Annotated in this window: 16 protein-coding genes; 5 read left to right on the forward strand and 11 right to left on the reverse strand. The window is 46.9% G+C overall.

What is annotated here, in order from left to right:
* Positions 1–8: 8 nt before the first annotated feature.
* On the reverse strand, positions 9–584 hold the full coding sequence (gene nudE / locus ACP7FG_RS04525; RefSeq protein ID WP_412458231.1) for an ADP compounds hydrolase NudE: 576 nt from the start codon (positions 582–584) through the stop codon (positions 9–11).
* A gap of 109 nt (positions 585–693) precedes the next feature.
* Between nudE and sthA the strand changes: the two genes are divergently transcribed.
* Positions 694–2,112 (forward strand): Si-specific NAD(P)(+) transhydrogenase, encoded by a 1,419-nt coding sequence (gene sthA / locus ACP7FG_RS04530; RefSeq protein WP_054490725.1) that lies wholly within the window; start codon positions 694–696, stop codon positions 2,110–2,112.
* A 6-nt stretch (positions 2,113–2,118) separates the two neighbouring features.
* Here the strand turns inward: sthA and envZ are convergent, their stop codons facing one another.
* From envZ to ACP7FG_RS04555, 5 genes are all read right to left on the reverse strand, one after another.
* Positions 2,119–3,429: a two-component system sensor histidine kinase EnvZ gene (gene envZ, locus ACP7FG_RS04535; protein WP_439225654.1), complete on the reverse strand. Its 1,311-nt coding sequence runs from the start codon at positions 3,427–3,429 to the stop codon at positions 2,119–2,121.
* On the reverse strand, positions 3,429–4,154 hold the full coding sequence (gene ompR / locus ACP7FG_RS04540; protein WP_143441135.1) for an osmolarity response regulator transcription factor OmpR: 726 nt from the start codon (positions 4,152–4,154) through the stop codon (positions 3,429–3,431). The genes envZ and ompR overlap by 1 nt, the downstream gene beginning before the upstream one ends.
* A gap of 57 nt (positions 4,155–4,211) precedes the next feature.
* Positions 4,212–6,788 carry an EAL domain-containing protein gene (locus ACP7FG_RS04545; protein ID WP_439225655.1) on the reverse strand — a complete coding sequence of 859 codons (2,577 nt, stop codon included), beginning with the start codon at positions 6,786–6,788 and terminating at the stop codon, positions 4,212–4,214.
* A 100-nt stretch (positions 6,789–6,888) separates the two neighbouring features.
* Entirely contained in the window at positions 6,889–7,641 is a 753-nt protein-coding gene (locus ACP7FG_RS04550) for a hypothetical protein (protein ID WP_439225656.1), read from the reverse strand.
* 96 nt (positions 7,642–7,737) lie between these two features.
* Entirely contained in the window at positions 7,738–8,511 is a 774-nt protein-coding gene (locus ACP7FG_RS04555; protein WP_439225657.1) for an SDR family NAD(P)-dependent oxidoreductase, read from the reverse strand.
* A 138-nt stretch (positions 8,512–8,649) separates the two neighbouring features.
* Between ACP7FG_RS04555 and ACP7FG_RS04560 the strand changes: the two genes are divergently transcribed.
* Positions 8,650–9,648 carry an NADP-dependent oxidoreductase gene (locus ACP7FG_RS04560; protein WP_439225658.1) on the forward strand — a complete coding sequence of 333 codons (999 nt, stop codon included), beginning with the start codon at positions 8,650–8,652 and terminating at the stop codon, positions 9,646–9,648.
* A 26-nt stretch (positions 9,649–9,674) separates the two neighbouring features.
* Here ACP7FG_RS04560 and ACP7FG_RS04565 read toward each other — a convergent pair whose 3' ends face one another.
* Positions 9,675–10,271, reverse strand: coding sequence for a response regulator (locus tag ACP7FG_RS04565; RefSeq protein WP_439225659.1), 597 nt, complete (start codon positions 10,269–10,271; stop codon positions 9,675–9,677).
* Positions 10,268–11,350, reverse strand: a complete 1,083-nt coding sequence (locus ACP7FG_RS04570) for a sensor histidine kinase (protein WP_439225660.1) — start codon at positions 11,348–11,350, stop codon at positions 10,268–10,270. Before ACP7FG_RS04570 ends, ACP7FG_RS04565 begins: the two co-directional genes overlap by 4 nt.
* Positions 11,351–11,507: 157 nt before the next feature.
* On the opposite strand from ACP7FG_RS04570, the gene ACP7FG_RS04575 reads away from it, so the two are divergent.
* From ACP7FG_RS04575 to ACP7FG_RS04585, 3 genes are read left to right on the forward strand one after another with little or no spacing between them, the layout of a single operon-like run.
* A complete protein-coding gene (locus tag ACP7FG_RS04575; RefSeq protein WP_439225661.1) occupies positions 11,508–12,233 on the forward strand; it encodes an ABC transporter ATP-binding protein in 726 nt (241 codons plus the stop codon).
* Positions 12,226–12,963: an ABC transporter permease gene (locus ACP7FG_RS04580; protein ID WP_439225662.1), complete on the forward strand. Its 738-nt coding sequence runs from the start codon at positions 12,226–12,228 to the stop codon at positions 12,961–12,963. The genes ACP7FG_RS04575 and ACP7FG_RS04580 overlap by 8 nt, the downstream gene beginning before the upstream one ends.
* Before the next feature lie 13 nt (positions 12,964–12,976).
* The gene (locus ACP7FG_RS04585; protein ID WP_439225663.1) at positions 12,977–14,248 is read left to right on the forward strand and encodes an amidohydrolase family protein; all 1,272 of its coding nucleotides are present in this window, start codon (positions 12,977–12,979) and stop codon (positions 14,246–14,248) included.
* Between the two features lie 3 nt (positions 14,249–14,251).
* On the opposite strand, the gene ACP7FG_RS04590 is transcribed toward ACP7FG_RS04585, so the two are convergent.
* The 3 genes from ACP7FG_RS04590 to ACP7FG_RS04600 are packed head-to-tail and all read right to left on the reverse strand — an operon-like array spanning position 14,252 to position 16,011.
* Positions 14,252–15,211, reverse strand: coding sequence for a calcium/sodium antiporter (locus ACP7FG_RS04590; protein WP_439225664.1), 960 nt, complete (start codon positions 15,209–15,211; stop codon positions 14,252–14,254).
* Positions 15,212–15,215: 4 nt separating this feature from the next.
* Complete coding sequence (locus ACP7FG_RS04595) at positions 15,216–15,686, reverse strand: acyltransferase (RefSeq protein WP_439225665.1); 471 nt, start codon at positions 15,684–15,686, stop codon at positions 15,216–15,218.
* 22 nt (positions 15,687–15,708) lie between these two features.
* Positions 15,709–16,011, reverse strand: a complete 303-nt coding sequence (locus ACP7FG_RS04600; protein WP_439225666.1) for a hypothetical protein — start codon at positions 16,009–16,011, stop codon at positions 15,709–15,711.
* Positions 16,012–16,181: the final 170 nt, after the last annotated feature.

The raw sequence follows: 16,181 nt of genomic DNA on the forward strand, positions 1-16,181 counted from the left end.
TTCTGCCACTAGCGGTCCTCACCCTGATTACGCAACAACATCAACAGCGCAGCAACGCTGCGGGCTTCTGAAAAGTCCGGCTGAGCAAACAGGTTATTAATGTCACTGATAGACCAGGTAACTTTTTCCAGAGGCTCAGGCTCATCACCGGGTAAGCTCTCAGGGTATAAGTCACGAGCGACAAAAACACTCATTTTCGCGGAAAAGAACTGAGGCGCGAGACTCAATTCCATTAGAAACTCAAGCTGGTGACTACCGTAGCCAACTTCTTCTTTCAACTCGCGCTGTGCTGCTTCTTCTGGTGTTTCACCCGGGTCGATAAGCCCTTTGGGAAAGCCTAGCTGATAGTCATGCAGACCTGCTGCATACTCCCGAATAAGCAATAAGGTGTCATCGTCAATGCAGGGAACAATCATTACCGCGCCACGGCCACTGCCTTTCATACGCTCAAACTGGCGCTGCTCACCATTGCTGAACTTAAGATCAACCGCTTCCACACGCATTAGCCTGCTTTGCGCAACAACGCGACGGGATAAAATTTGCGGGACTTGTTTTTCTTTACTCATACGACAGGTCCAAGTCATTGTCTCTCTTTACTATAACGAGTCTGCGCACAGAAAACAGTGTCAATTTACGCTTTTCTTATAGAGTGCTACTATCTAAAGCCCGTCCATCGGTAGTGAAGCGAGTAATATGACTGCAATAAAGCCTGAAACCGAAACTGAATACGATGTGGTTGTCATCGGTACTGGCCCCGGCGGCGAAGGCGCTGCTATGCAACTGGCCAAAAGCGGCTACAACGTTGCCATTGTAGAAAAACATAAAGCTCTTGGCGGCGGCTGCACGCATTGGGGGACCATTCCCTCAAAAGCCCTGCGCCATTCGGTCAGTCGTTTAATTGAGTACAATAACAACCCACTATTCTCTGGGCCAGGCTGGCAAAGTGGCATGACTTTCAGCCACATATTGCACTACGCTGAGTCGGTTATCCGCAAACAGGTCAAGCTGCGCAGTTCGTTTTACGACCGCAATGATGTCACCGTCGTACACGGTAAGGCCTCATTTTTAGACAAGAACCGTATTCGGGTAACTAAGCTAGACGGTTCGGTGGATGACCTGATTACAAAGCATGTTGTTATCGCGACAGGCTCCCGGCCGTATAATCCCGAAGACGTCGATTTTTCGCATCCGCGCATTTACGACTCAGACAAGGTTCTGTCATTGTCACACGAGCCTAAAACCATTTTAATTTATGGCGCGGGTGTGGTTGGAAGTGAATACGCCAGTATTTTCCGCGGAATGGGTGTTAAAGTGGATCTCATTAATCAGCGCGAGCGTTTGCTGTCTTTTTTGGATGCTGAAATTTCCGATGCGCTCAGCTATCACTTGCGCAACAGCGGCGTGGTCATCCGCCATAACGAAGAATATGACACCATTACTGGCTATGACGATAAAGTCGTTCTGAAAACCAAGTCCGGCAAGACCATGGCTGCCGACTGCCTGCTTTTTGCTAATGGACGTTCCGGTAACATAGAAGAGCTGAACTGTCAGTCTGTCGGCCTTGAGCCCAACTACCGGGGGCAACTGGAAGTGAATGACAACTACCAGACAGCCGTGGAAAATATCTATGCCGTGGGTGACATTATTGGGTACCCCAGCTTAGCCAGTGCCGCTTACGATCAGGGCCGCATCTGTGCCTCAGCCATTATTAACGGCGACTGTGACAAAGTTCTGGTGAGTGACATACCGACGGGTATTTACACCATTCCGGAAATCAGTTCAGTGGGTAAAACCGAAGAAGAGCTCACCGAAATGAAAGTGCCTTATGAAGTTGGCCGAGCTCAGTTCAAGCATCTTGCCCGGGCGCAAATATCGGGTGCCGACGTGGGTTGCCTGAAACTGTTATTCCACCGCGAAACCAGAGAGCTGCTGGGTCTTCATTGCTTTGGTGAAAGGGCTTCAGAAATAGTACACATTGGTCAGGCTATTATGGAGCAGAAAAACGGTGGTAATACCATCGATTACTTCGTCAACACCACCTTTAACTATCCGACTATGGCAGAAGCGTACCGCGTTGCCGCATTAAATGGCATTAACCGCCTGCTGCAATAAGCCAGGTTACTGCCGTTTCTGGTACAGCGGCAGCTCAATTCGAACACACAAACCGCCTTCCGGGCGGTTTTGCAGTTTTATATCGCCGTCGTGACGATCAACAATACGCTTAATAATTGCCAACCCAAGCCCTGAGCCTACACCACCACGCGCTTTATCACCCTGAGTGAAAGGCTCAAAGAGTTTCTCTTGTTGTTCCTCGGGAATGCCGGGGCCGTCGTCGGTTATCCGGAACCAGACCCGTTTTTGCTTTTTATCGTGGCCAGAGCTGACCACAACCCGCTGCTTACCGTAACGCTCAGCGTTTTCCAGCAAATTAATAATGACGCGCTTCATCGATAACGGGCGCAACCAAACCAAAGGCAACGTCCCTAAATCAAGTTCAAATTGCTTTGTCCAGTTGTCCGGTACATTCGCCACCGTTTGCTCAATGAGTTCATTAAGAGACTCTTTGCTGCTGCACTCCTGCTGATCAAGACGGACATAATCAATAAACTGATCGATAATGTCATTCATGTCATCGATATCTTCAACGATCCCCTGAGCCAGAGAACCGTCTTCCTGCGGCATCATTTCAGCGGCCAGGCGAATGCGCGTTAGTGGCGTTCTTAAGTCATGAGAAACCCCTGCCATTAACAGGTTACGGTCGTTTTCAAGCTCACGAATACCCCGCGACATTTGGTTAAAAGCCCGGGTTACCGCAATAATTTCGTTTGCGCCTTTTTCAGGCAGTTGCTCAGGGAATTCTCCTCGCCCTACTCTGCGCGCCGATTCTTCCAGTGCTTTAAGTGGCCTGTTCAGCCAATTAGCAAACAGCATACCGCCGAATACACTCAAAAGACCAATTAACACCAAGTACATCACCAGCGGAGAGAACTGTCCGCGCTGCATACTATCCAACGGAACACGTATCCAGAAGTCAGGCGCCCTGGGTGGCTTTACCCAGAGGTAAAACTTTTGCCCCTGAGCAACTCTAACCTGTGACTCCCCACCCAGCATGTCGCTCATGTCATCCGACAAATAGCCGTAATAGGTGGAGTTGCCCAAGCCCTGCTGCTCGGCTTCAGTGTCATTAAACACTTCTATGCCAGTGGCTTCAGTGTAATAAGACATCAGTTCACGTTCGGTTTCAGCTGAATGCTGACGAGGAATGAACATAGTGCGGATATGCTTAGCCACCAACTCATTAATTTGCTCAATGGAAGGCCGGACAACATAGTTACTCACCATCACGTAAGAGACGAGCTGGTTAATAAGCAATACAAGAGCCAGCAGCGCAACCGTGCGGGCAAACGCTGACTTGGGAAATAACTTCATCAGGACTTCAGCTGACCATCCGGTACAAACACATAACCTAAGCCCCAGACCGTTTGAATATAACGCGGCTTAGTGGGGTCAACTTCGAGCATACGACGTAAGCGTGATACCTGAACATCTATAGAGCGTTCCAGTGCGCTGTAGTCACGCCCGCGTGCAAGGTGCATTAGTTTATCGCGGGAAAGCGGCTGACGAGCATTGCTGACTAAGGCTTTCAAAACAGCAAATTCACCACTGGTCAGCGGCATTGGTGTGTCACCGCGAAACATCTCACGAGTTCCCAGGTTCAACCTGAACTCACCAAAAGTGACTTCCTGATCTTCCTGCGAAGGTGCACCAGGTACTTCGGTACCGCGGCGACGCAATACCGCTCTTATCCGCGCTAGCAATTCGCGGGGGTTAAAAGGTTTTGCCAGATAATCGTCAGCCCCCAACTCCAGGCCAATAATACGATCAACTTCATCGCCTTTGGCCGTCAACATAATAACCGGCAGGTTATTACCTTCGCTGCGTAGACGTTTACAAATAGACAGTCCGTCTTCACCAGGCAGCATCAGATCTAACACCAGTAAATTAAAATTTTCCCGGGTCAGCAAACGGTCCATTTGTTCCGAGTCCTGAGCGACTCGTACCTGAAAGTTCTGCTCAGTAAGATAACGTTCCAACAAGCTTCGAAGCCGCGCATCGTCATCCACTACCAAAATTTTTAGTGTTTCCTGCATCATCAGTTTTGTTTTCCAAGCTGCCGTGCTTTAACCATAAAGATACACCGCTTAACGGCGTTATAGAAGCGAGCTTCTGTTAGCAAATGTTTCTGAGTTTACCCAAAAGCTGACCGGTTCTGGCCGCGCAAAATAGTAGCCCTGGAAGCGCGAGCACCCCATCTCCTGGAGTTTACGCAAATGCTCCTCTGTTTCCACGCCTTCTGCAATAATGTTTAGATCCAGACTTTTTCCTAAAGCGATTACGGTGCGCACAATAGCTTCGTCGCTACTATTATTGTGTAAGTCCCGTATAAAAGACTGGTCTATCTTCAATGAGTTCAGCGGCAAGCGTTTTAGATATCCTAACGAGGCATATCCCGTACCAAAATCATCTAAAGCGAACGTGACACCCAGAGCTTTAAGTCGCTCCATGTTGTTCGCTGTATGCTCAATATCGTCAATCAACATACTTTCTGTGACTTCTAATTCAAGCAGTTCACCGGATACGCCTGCTGCCAACAGCCGTTGTTCGATATCTTCAACAAAGCCGGGGGCTTTAAACTGACTGGCACTGACATTGATTGCCACCCGCGCACCACAGTTGGGAGCTGAACGTTGCAGATGTGGAATAGCAAGCAGTACCTGATCAAGCACTATTCTGTGTAGATCGGGCATTAAACCCTGACTTTCTGCCAGCGGGATAAACTCCGCCGGAGAGACCCAGCCAAGCTCATCATCGCACCAGCGTAGTAACGCTTCAAAGCCTAAACAGTTTAAAGTCGAATCGGGTGATAATTGTTGGTATTGAGGCTGCAAGTAAACTTCCAGAGATTCCGAGTTTATCGCTTTTCGCAAAGCTGCAATGAGCTGCTGTCGATAATTAAACTCTCGTTGTATTCCGGTATTAAAAAACTGCAATTTTGATGCGTTTGTTTCTTTTGCCTGCGATAACGCCAGGTCAGCCGCTTGCATTAAATCACTTGTACTTTTCGCATCAGAAAATAAAGTAATGCCCATACTCACTGACACTGATTCAAGGCTGCCGCCCAACAAATAAGGTTCCCTTAGTCTCTCTAAAAGTACTTGTAATCGTTGACGTAAATTACTGTCGTTACGTAAACTTCGGCCTCTTTCACTTTTCAACAACACCATGAACTCGTCCGAGCCTAAACGCCCGGCATTGTCAGCCTGGCGTAATTCAGACTCCAGCCTCTGACCAAATAAAATAAGCAGTTCGTCTCCGGTGTCATGGCTAAAGCTATCGTTAATCTTTTTGAAGTGATCAATATCGAGCATAACCAATACGCCGTCTCCGCCGCCACTCTGGTAGAGGTCAAACTCTTCGTTTAAGCGTTCAAGCATAAAACGTCGATTTGCTAACCCAGTTAAGGGATCAAAGTAGGCAAGAGACTGGATTTCTTCTTTCATATTCTGGTATTCGGAAATGTCTGTCGAAATACCGCACAGTCCAACCACTTGGTTAGTTGAATCAAATAGCGGAACTTTAACTGACCAAAATTGATGTAGCTCTTTCTCACCTGGCAGATTATTCACCTCACCCTGAGCTAACCGATGTCCGCTCTCCAGCACTTTACTGTCATAACTCTTAAGCTGATCGGCCGTGGTCTTATCGAACAGGTCATAATCGGTTTTGCCAATAATATCTTCAAGATCCAGCTTAAACAGCTTTAACACCTGCCAGTTCGCATACTGATATCTTAGGTCTTTATCTTTAATGTAAATGTAGGCTTCAACGCTATCCAGAATGGTATTTAAACGGTACTTACTTTGCGCCAGAGCTTTCGTTTTGTACGCAACCTTGCGTCTTAATAGCTGATTAAAGAACAGAACACCAACAGCAAGTAACGCCAGTGCCGCTATTATCCACCACACATAGGAAGGAACACTGACTGCTTTTTGTTGAGAACTCCAACGCTCAATTATTTGATAATAAACTGAATTTTCGTTGGCCTTTAAGCGCTTCAGCTCGTTGTCTATTGTTGTTGGAACCTCTGAACTCACTTGTTTAGATACAGCAAAAAAGAGTTCACTTGGCAGGAACATGATAGGCGTCATTTGAACGCTACGATCAGCTACTTGTTGGTTCCCAAAAAATTGGTTCGTTGCGACTGCATTCGCTTTTCCCATGAACACAGCGTCAAAGCCCTCGCTAAAACTCTCTACTGGATAAAGTTCACTCTCTAATTCGAAGCTTTCAATCAGTTGCTGTAAGTAGCTTTCCTGCACAGAACCTTTCAAAACAGCGACACGTTTATTGTTTAAGTCCAGCAGGCTGGTAATTTTTTCATTCTTAGCGGCATACAGTTGCGACCAGCTAAGCAGTGCGGCTTCCTCATGAAACTCCGCCCATTGAGCTCGGCTATCATTTTTGGCAACGTCCGGAAGAATATCTATTTTACCCTGCTGCAAAAACGTCAGGCATTGATCCCAATCGCATTCAACAGGCAGTAGTTGCCAATTGTGCCGCTCGGCAATAACCGTTAATAGCTCACCGTGAATACCGCTTAACTTCCCGTATTCATCGAACATGATTTTTGGCGGATTATGATACACACCCACTTTGAGTGTTTTATCCTGTGCCATTAAAGGCGCCGCAGCTAATAACAGAAAAGCAGTAACAAGAAGGTTTCGCAAAAAGATACCTTAAGTTAATAAGTTGTATAAACCTAGAATAGGCCTATTTCCACGCTGTGAAAAGCCCTGTTACTGCTGCGGACATTTAGTTATCAATAACTCACTTTCTAACGAAGTAAGGTAAAAATAGAAGCAGCGCAAGTAGACTGACAATAAGCCCGACATAAATCCCGTAACTTAAGGCCGACAGAGTAAATGCGGCGTAGTAAAGAACGTCTAGCAGCAGGTATGCCAGAAAAGCGCTTTTGAACCAGCTTTGCTTTGTCCAGAGTCCAACCAACAAAGCCAACTGAAGCGGTACAAAAAGCACCAGTTTCCAGGGCAAACCGTACAAAATCACCTTCTGTATACTATCGGCGTTCAAAATCATTGAAAACGCCATTTCATAGGTACTCGCTATGCCAGCAATGAACATACCAAGGTAAAAGAAACTGAATGTATAAATTAGACCCATTACAAGATAAAAGGAAATCAGCTTCTTCGGCACTCTGGCACTTGGCGCTGAGCCACTCTGAGTTGCCTGTCGGGTCGCGACAACCACCACAGCAATAACGTACAACACTTCGGATGCAATATAGAGAATGCCACCAAACACGCCCACGTCAATCGATCGTGCTATGCGCGACGGTGACGGCCAGGGGAGTTCAGAATAAAAACCAACCAGATGCAATACACTGGCCAGCATAACCTCCAGTTCGTAGGCAATTGCATCAAACCACTCCATGGGGTAGGTCAGAATATTCGCCAGGTAAATTTGTGATACGGCGCCGACAACAACAGCAAGGCCTAACAGAGCCATCATTCCGGCCGCTGGTGGCATTTGACGGGTTAAAGTAAAATGCATAGCAATCATTAGCAGGTAAGTTCCTTATATTTTTTTGAAAACTATACCTTTTTTTTAACTGTAAGTCTTGTTCACCTAATATCTGCCACCATAAATAAGGGAGCTTTACTGAGCGGTATAGCCCCCATCAATCACTAACTCCGTTCCAGTCACAAATTTAGATTCATCCGACGCCAAATACAGCACGCCGTAAGCAATGTCTTCAGACTCACCGACATGACCAATGGGGTGCAGGCTATCCAGCTGCTTTCTGAACGCATCCACGCCTTCGTCAGAATCTTTCCCTAACTGCTCCACCAGTGGCGTCCAGATAAAGCCCGGGTGAACTGAATTGACCCGAATTTTGTCTTTTGCGTAAATGAGTGCGTCATTTTTGCTCATTAACCTGACTGCGCCTTTAGAAGCGTGGTAAGGCGGTAAGTCGGCAGCGCCTATCATTCCGTAAATTGATGACAAATTAATAATGCTTCCAGCTCCTGCTTTTTTCATTGCCGGAATAGCGTGTTTAGTACAGTAAAAAACACCACTGACATTCACGTTAATTACCTTGTCCCATTCGTCTTTAGTAATTTCATGAGTCGGCTTATTAACCCCAGCAATGCCGGCGTTATTAACTAAGACATCTATCGAGCCAAACTCTTTCTCGATGTCTGAAAAAGCACTGCTTACATCATCTTCGCTGGCCGTATCTATGTGCCAGTATTTTGCGGTGCCGCCAAAGCCTTTAATTTCATCGACAACTTTTTGCCCTTCGTTGTCCGCAATATCGGTTACAGCAACCTTGGCGCCTTCTTTCGCCAGCTCAAGACAAACCGCCCGTCCAATACCTAATGCGCCACCAGTAACAATGGCAACTTTACCTTCGACTCTTTTCATCATTGTGTCCTCTTTGAGATCTTTTCCTGAGTCTAGTATGGGTTACAAATCGGCATATAGACAGGAATCAAAGTATAGTGATCTAAAGCAACCTTAATCCGTAAAAAAAGCACAATATCTATAAGTTAACAAGGAACCGTTATGACCACCTATAAAGCCATTAACCTGATTAAACGCCCTGAGCCTGGCCCTGTCACAACCGACATATTTGATGTTGTAGAGAAAGAGCTACCCAAAGCTGGCTCCGGTGAAATTCTGATTAAGCAAACACAAATGTCTCTAGACCCTGCCATGTTCGGTTGGATGAGCCCTGATACTGAAAGCTATATTCCCCCCGTTGAACTGGGGACTGTTATGCGAAGTTCGGGTGTCGGCAAAGTTGTTGAGAGTAACCACCCTGACTTTAACGAAGGTGACCGCGTCATGGGTATGATGGGTTGGCAGGAGTACGCGCTCAGTAATGGCCAGGGTATTAATAAAGTGCAGGCCGATGTGCCCGACGAAACCGTACTGTCAGTGTTTGCATTACCGGGTCTGACGGCCACACAAGGACTGTTTAATGTTGGTAAACCTAAGAATGGTGAAACTCTGGTGGTAACCGGCGCCGCAGGTTCGGTTGGATCAATTGTCGGGCAACTGGCCAAAGCCGAAGGACTGAAAGTGATTGGCGTTGTCGGCAGCGATGAAAAAGCCAACTGGATTATCAACGAACTGGGCTTTGACGGTGCCATTAATTACAAAACCAGTGACTTGCGCGACCAGCTAATCAAGCTAACCCCTGAGGGCATAGACTTGTACTTTGAAAACACCGGTGGCCCCATTCAGAACCTGGTCGTTGAGCGCATGAACGCTCATGGCCGTGTCGTGGTTTGCGGCATGATAGCCGACTACGACAAAGAAGTACCAAGTCCCGGTCCAAGCTGGATACCGGTTATTAAAAAGCGCCTGACCATTCAGGGCTTTACTATGCCGGATCATTTTGATGAGATTCCCAGTTTGCTAAGCAAACTAACGCCTTACGTTATGTCTGGAAAAATCAAACACCGTTCTCATATTCTTGAGGGGCTGGAGTCCGCCATTGAAGGCTTGAACCTGTTCTTCACGGGTGAAAACAAAGGCAAATTGATTGTTAAGCTGTAGTTTTTCGAAAGTAAACGTTTAGCTTATTACAGCCAGCCTTTTTGATGAGCGATGCGAGCAGCTTCAGTCCGGTTGCTCGCATGCAGTTTATTAATCGCCTCAGAGAGGTAATTTCGAGCCGTACCTTCGGCGATAAAAAGTTGTTCCGCAATAGCTTGTGTACTTAATCCCTGCCTAGCTAAACGCAGCGCCTGACGTTCTTTATTGGTTAACGGATCTTGCTGCCCCAGAGCCTGAAGGAGAAGCTCATTACTTATCACTTGCTCACCCTTACAAACCCGTTGCAACGACGTTATCAGTTCATCAATGGGTGCATCTTTTAGTAGGAAGCCTCGAACACCAGAGTCAATAGCACGCTTAATATAACCGGAACGGCTAAAGGTGGTGATTATAACGGAGCGAAGTTCGGGCTGCTGCTGATGAGCCCACTGTATCAGCTCAAGACCAGAAATATTAGGCATCTCAATGTCGCTCAACAACACATCGTAGTCGTACTCTTGTAATTTTTTCTGAGCATCGGCCCCATCAATGGCTTCATCCACCTGATAACCCGATTCCAGACGCAACAGACTCGCGAGTGCAGTTCGCACCATAGTTTGATCTTCAGCCAATAAAATTTTCATGCGTGTCGCTGTTCCCGTTTCGGTAAGAAGAGAGTAACTTCGCACCCTTCTTCTGTTGAGATCGCCATGGAACCGCCCATCTGCTGTATTCGCAACTCAACCCCACTCAGACCATTACCCACACTCACGTCATGGCAGATACCGTTATCCACAACTTTAATACAATAGGTGTTTGCAGTCTCATCAAAATGGATCAAGCACTGCTGACCATTACTGTGACGAATAATATTAGTGACCAATTCAGTTATTGCTAACACCAGTGCGGTTTCCCGTTGCTCGCTCATTACCGGCGGTGTACCGGTTATCTTTGTACTAAAGCCCCCATCATTCAGGCGCTGCTCAAGCCTTTTCAGCTCCAGCGATAACCCACCATGTTTGTAACCCGAAACACTTTGACGCACCTGCGAAAGTGTTTCACGAGCAATCTCACTAAGTTCAACTAACTGCTTAGAAGCTTCATCATAATGCTGCTTAGAAAGTTGTGCCTTGGCAAGATCAGACTTCAAGATAATACTAGAAAGTGTGTGTCCCAGAATGTCATGCAAATCCCTTGCTATCCGCTCCCGTTCGACACTGGTTGCTAAACGCTCAATCTCTGCCGCATCACGTTGCTGCTCTTCGGCATGTTGTTGTCTGAGTCGTTCAACCCTGCCGAAAATAGAGACAGTAACGACAATGACGATGCCATAGGGTAAAAAGAGATCCCAACTGGTTCCCGGGCCAAAGTGGAAAGCGGCTAACGTGAGAATAATGCCGGTAACAGCCGCAAGCGCAACCCGCCAATTATAAGCAAAGCCAACAAAAAATCCCGCGTAACTAAAAAGAGCAATAGACCCCGGATTTAACGGTGTCACCGCGCAAGCAATAATGTACATGCCAAGGATTGGCCACAACATGTGCTCCCGCGGAACCGAATAACAACAGTAATAAAGGCCAATAAAAACCAACATCGCCGCCACCATGACGGCAATTTCCCAAATCTGATACGGAAAAAGCACCATCGGCAGAATGTAAAAACCGAGGTTAAAAAGGTAAATCCACGCCTGTTTTTGTTCGCGTGCCTGCTGCTTATCTGACATACCGCTGCTCTTTGTTATTTATCATTTTTATTATGGCCGCTACAAAGCACGCACACCAGTGACAAATGTCATTCCTAATTGATGACATACGCAACTACCGGCTCAAAGGCTGACTGGATAGACTCAATCAACAACAGATAACTAACAAAGGCTTCCAATGAATCAGATAAACCTTAAAGTACAATCGCTTAATAAACACTATGGCGCAAAAGCAGCGCTTACCAATGTCAGCCTTAATGCCTATGCGGGTGAGGTCATTGCCGTACTTGGAAAAAACGGAGCCGGCAAAACAACCTTAATTAACAGCGTCCTTGGCATGCATGATTATGATGCTCAGTATTTAGAAATTCTGGGTACTCAACTGAATAACCAGCATAGGCCGTTAACTATCCGTCAGCGTGTTGGGGTTATGATGCAGCTTGGTACCTTAAATGCCAACTTGACCGTTGCTGAACAACTGGATTTATTTTGTAGTTACTATCCGTCAGGCGCCACCCCAGAATTTTTGCTGGAGGAGTTTGATTTAACGGGTATTGCTAAGCAACGCTTCGGGAAGTTATCAGGCGGCCAGCGCCAGCAAGTTCTGTTTGCCATCGCGGTGGCCGGAAATCCCGACTTACTTTTTCTTGATGAGCCTACCGTGGGTATGGATGTTGAAGCGCGCCATTTGCTTTGGCAGCAAATTGAGCAACGTCGGCAGCATGGCTGCGCTTTAGTACTAACCACTCATTACATTGAAGAAGCAGAGCGACTTGCCGATCGTGTTGTTGTCTTGCGGGACGCACAAATTATTGCACAGGGACGAGTCAACGAGGTTATTGCCGATCACGGTTCCCTGGAGTCAGCCTACTTACACCTTATTCGGGAGCCCGCTCATGTTTAATTCGGCCATTTATTTAAAAGAGAGCCTCTACGACTTACTTAGCTTGTGGCGCACACCGGCATTCTTTTTACCTGCCATGCTTTTTCCACTCGTGTTTTACGTGTTCTTCGGTATTGTCTTTAACTTTAGCGCAGCACAAGGCGAGTATATGCTGGTTTCATACGCCTGTTTTGGCATGATGGGCCCAGCATTATTTAACTACGCAACCGCTGTTGCTAGCGACAGGGCACAAGGCTGGCTTACACTGAAGCGCATTTCGCCCATGCCTCTTTCTGCGTATGTGGTTGCTAAGTTCTTTAGTAGTTTAGTTTTTGCCGCATGCATTGCCTTGCTGTTGTTTATTACGGCAGCACTTTTTGCCGATGTGCAGCTGTGGTTATGGCAATGGAGTCTTCTCTTCATTGTTCTGTTAGCAGGCACCCTGCCATTTGCCTTAATCGGTTTACTCATGGGTCTTTGCCTGTCTGACAAAGCGGCTCCTGCTGTCGTCAATTTAGTTTATTTACCCATGGCGTTTTTATCCGGCCTTTGGGTGCCGATTCAGTTCTTACCCGACACAGTTCGCTACGTTGCTTATGGGCTGCCATCGTATCACTACTCTCAACTGGCGCACGCCATTATCGGTACAAGTCAGGGCCATAATTTATGGCTACATGGGCTTTATCTTGTTGCTTTTTGTGGCGCATTAATCGCCGTAATTTACTGGCGCTATCAGCGACTTTCTCGTTAAAAGGTTTAGATAAATGAAGATTAAAATTATCGCAGCACTTTTTGTAGCAGTTATTGCTTTGACCATTCTTTCGCTGCCAACACCCCGGGAAGAAAGCGCCAAAACCAGTAACAGTTTTATCCTGGGCCCGGTTAACATTTTTGACGGGGAAACCACCTCCCAAGCTACTTATATTGAAGTGCTCGATGGGTATATCAAAGACTTGCACATGGAGCAACCGGACAGTCAGTTACGGAAAATAGATGGACAAAACCGTTGGCTTGTTCCCGGCCTCATCGATGCTCATGTGCATGCCTGGGGCGATGCATTAGAACAAAATCTTGAGAGAGGCGTAACCACCGTTATTGATATGTTTGGTCATCCAAATTTCCTGCGGCAACATCAACCCCTCAGAGCAACGACGAAGTTTAGCCGTAAGGCTGATATTTTTGGTGCCGGATTATTAATAACTGCACCGAATGGGCACGGGACACAGTATGGTATTGAGGTATCTACGCTTTCTAAACCACAAGAGGCTGAAAAGCTGATAGAACAACGTATTCATGCAGGCTCAGACTTCATCAAGATAGTGTACACCCGCAGCGGTTCAGAGTACGCACATGCGCCATCCATCTCAAAGCAGGGTCTGAAGGCGGCGATTAAATCTGCACATGAACAGAACTGTTTAGCCGTTGTTCATATTGCTGATCATGATTCCGCTCTCGATGCCGTTAAAGCCGGAGCCGACGGTTTGGTGCACAGTTTCTTTAATCAGCCTGTTTCTGATGAACTACTCACGCTTCTTAAGGCCAATGATGTGTTTGTGATTCCTACGATGGCGGTTTATGAGGGGATGCTGCGGGGCGCCATCAATGATGAAATTCTATTGAATAACGAGTCACTGGAAATAAGCGCTGGCGCAAAATCGACACTCAACCGGAATTTCCGTAACAACGGACATTTTCCCGAGCACTTCTACACCAACTTATTCACCAACACAGAACGCATGCATGAAGCGGGTATTCCTATTTTAGCCGGCAGCGATGCCCCTAACCCGAATACCGCCCACGGCTGGTCTTTGCTGGTTGAGTTACTTCTCTTTCAAAAAGCCGGAGTGCCGGTTGAAGATATTTTAAAAACAGCGACTTCGGTACCGGCAGACGCTTTTTCGCTAACGGATCGTGGACGCATAGAAAAAGGCATGAAAGCTGATTTTCTTATGCTAAGCCAATCACCGTACGACAATTTGGACACTTTATTAACACCGGTGAAAATCTGGAAGAACGGCTATGTCGTCTCACATTGACCCTTACCCGAAGACAGTAAAACTCAACCCTACGTACGCTGCGTATCCTAACAGAAGCAGGCCGCCTTCAAATCTGCTCAGCCTACGCCCGGTATAAAGAAACAGTAGCAAAACTAGTGACGCGCCCAGCATAACCCACTGATCAAACTGCAGTATTCGCTCATGCACGGGCAGTGGCTGCAACAACGCCGAAATACCGAGTATGCCCAAAACGTTAAAAATATTACTGCCCAGAATGTTGCCAATAGCCACGTCAGCATGTCGCCTGAATGCCGCGATAACTGAAACGGTGAGCTCAGGTAAAGATGTGCCAACCGCTACAAGAGTCAGTCCAATAACGGCTTCAGAAACACCCAACGACTCGGCAATATCGACCGCACCTTTCAAAAGCACCTGAGAACCGACAATTAACAACGCCAGACCAAACACAATGGCTGCTGCTATACGGAGCTTGGTTGTCGGCAAAGAGGTCACTTCCTGCGCCTCTGCTTTATGCAATTCTGCGGACGGAGCATTTCCGAAACGCTCGGTTCTGTATGCCCAGATCAAATAACTCACCAGCGCCAGCAACAAAATAGCGGCATCAAACCTTGCCAGCGCACTTCCGCCAACAAGAACCAGAAACAAGACTGTTCCCGCAACTACGGTAATACCGTCACGGCGCAGTACCAGCGGCTTCAACGCAAGAGGCGCGATTACAGCACACATTCCCAGAATAAGCAGAATATTGCCGATATTACTTCCAACAACGTTACCAACAGCTATGTCCGGCCGCTCGTTTATAGCAGCATCAATTGAAACCACTAACTCAGGGGCAGAAGTACCAAACCCGACAATCAGTAAACCGCTAAGCAAAGGCGAGACACCCATACGCTTAGCAGCGGCCAGAGACCCTCGAATAAGGGCTTCACCGCCCGTGGTCAACAACAAAACCCCAATAATGACGAACAACGCACTCAGCATAGCTTTAAGCTCCCGGCCAGACACGTTGCATATAAAAACTTTCTAACAGATAGGTGGCGGCCAAACAAACGCCAATAAAAGCACTATTAATAACAGCCCTAACTCCCCACGGGAGACCACCGTAGGTAAGGTCCAAATACTTAGTCACCACAACCATAAGACCCATAAATACAAACCACGGTGTAAAAAAGAAGATGAATTGCCACTTAACAACACTAACCGCTATGTCATGCAGACCACCACTGACGGCAAAAGTTATTAAAACCGCGAGCCAAACCGGCAAAAAAGAACTCGCAGGTTTCATGACGTTACGCGACAGATAGTAGCCCCAAATAGGATTCCAATAATGCCAAAACTGCGTAAAAGAGCCCGCACCCAAAGCTCGCTGAAACATATTCTTCATAGAGCCCGACGCGCCTATGGCGACACCATTTCTCTTCTTTACGTACTTAGTCAGGGATACTGCTTTTTGCATATAGACTCCGTATGGTTAGCGCTTAGCTGCCCAGTTGGGTAAAAATACCAACCGCGAGCTCGGCCCAAACATACAGTAGCGCTACAACGCATAACCCCGCCCAAAGCAACCAATACTTGCCAGGTACTTTTCTTGCCACCAGCACAAACAAGCTGCTTATTGAAAGCAGTAGAGCTCCCATAACAACAAAGTCGTTAAGCTCCCAATTAACGCTTGTCGTGAACTGCATGGCAACAAACGGCACGAGTAAAATGCACCCTGTACCTACTGCAATCCAGATAGAGACGTCATTGCGCATTATTAAGTTAGTGGTTTTGTTTTTCATTTTGAATTAACTCTTATTAGTTAATAGCTCAGCGTTCTGTTTAAGGCGCCTGTGCAGGCTGCCCCTAAAGCTTATAAAACCACAAAAAACAAATCTAAAGCTATAAAAATGATGTTAAATATTATTTCGGACTTTGCATGTAAGGCGGTGAAATCCGCGGAATCTTGTTA

The organism is Idiomarina sp. ST10R2A5 (assembly GCF_051842325.1).
Taxonomy (GTDB): Bacteria; Pseudomonadota; Gammaproteobacteria; order Enterobacterales; family Alteromonadaceae; genus Idiomarina; species Idiomarina abyssalis.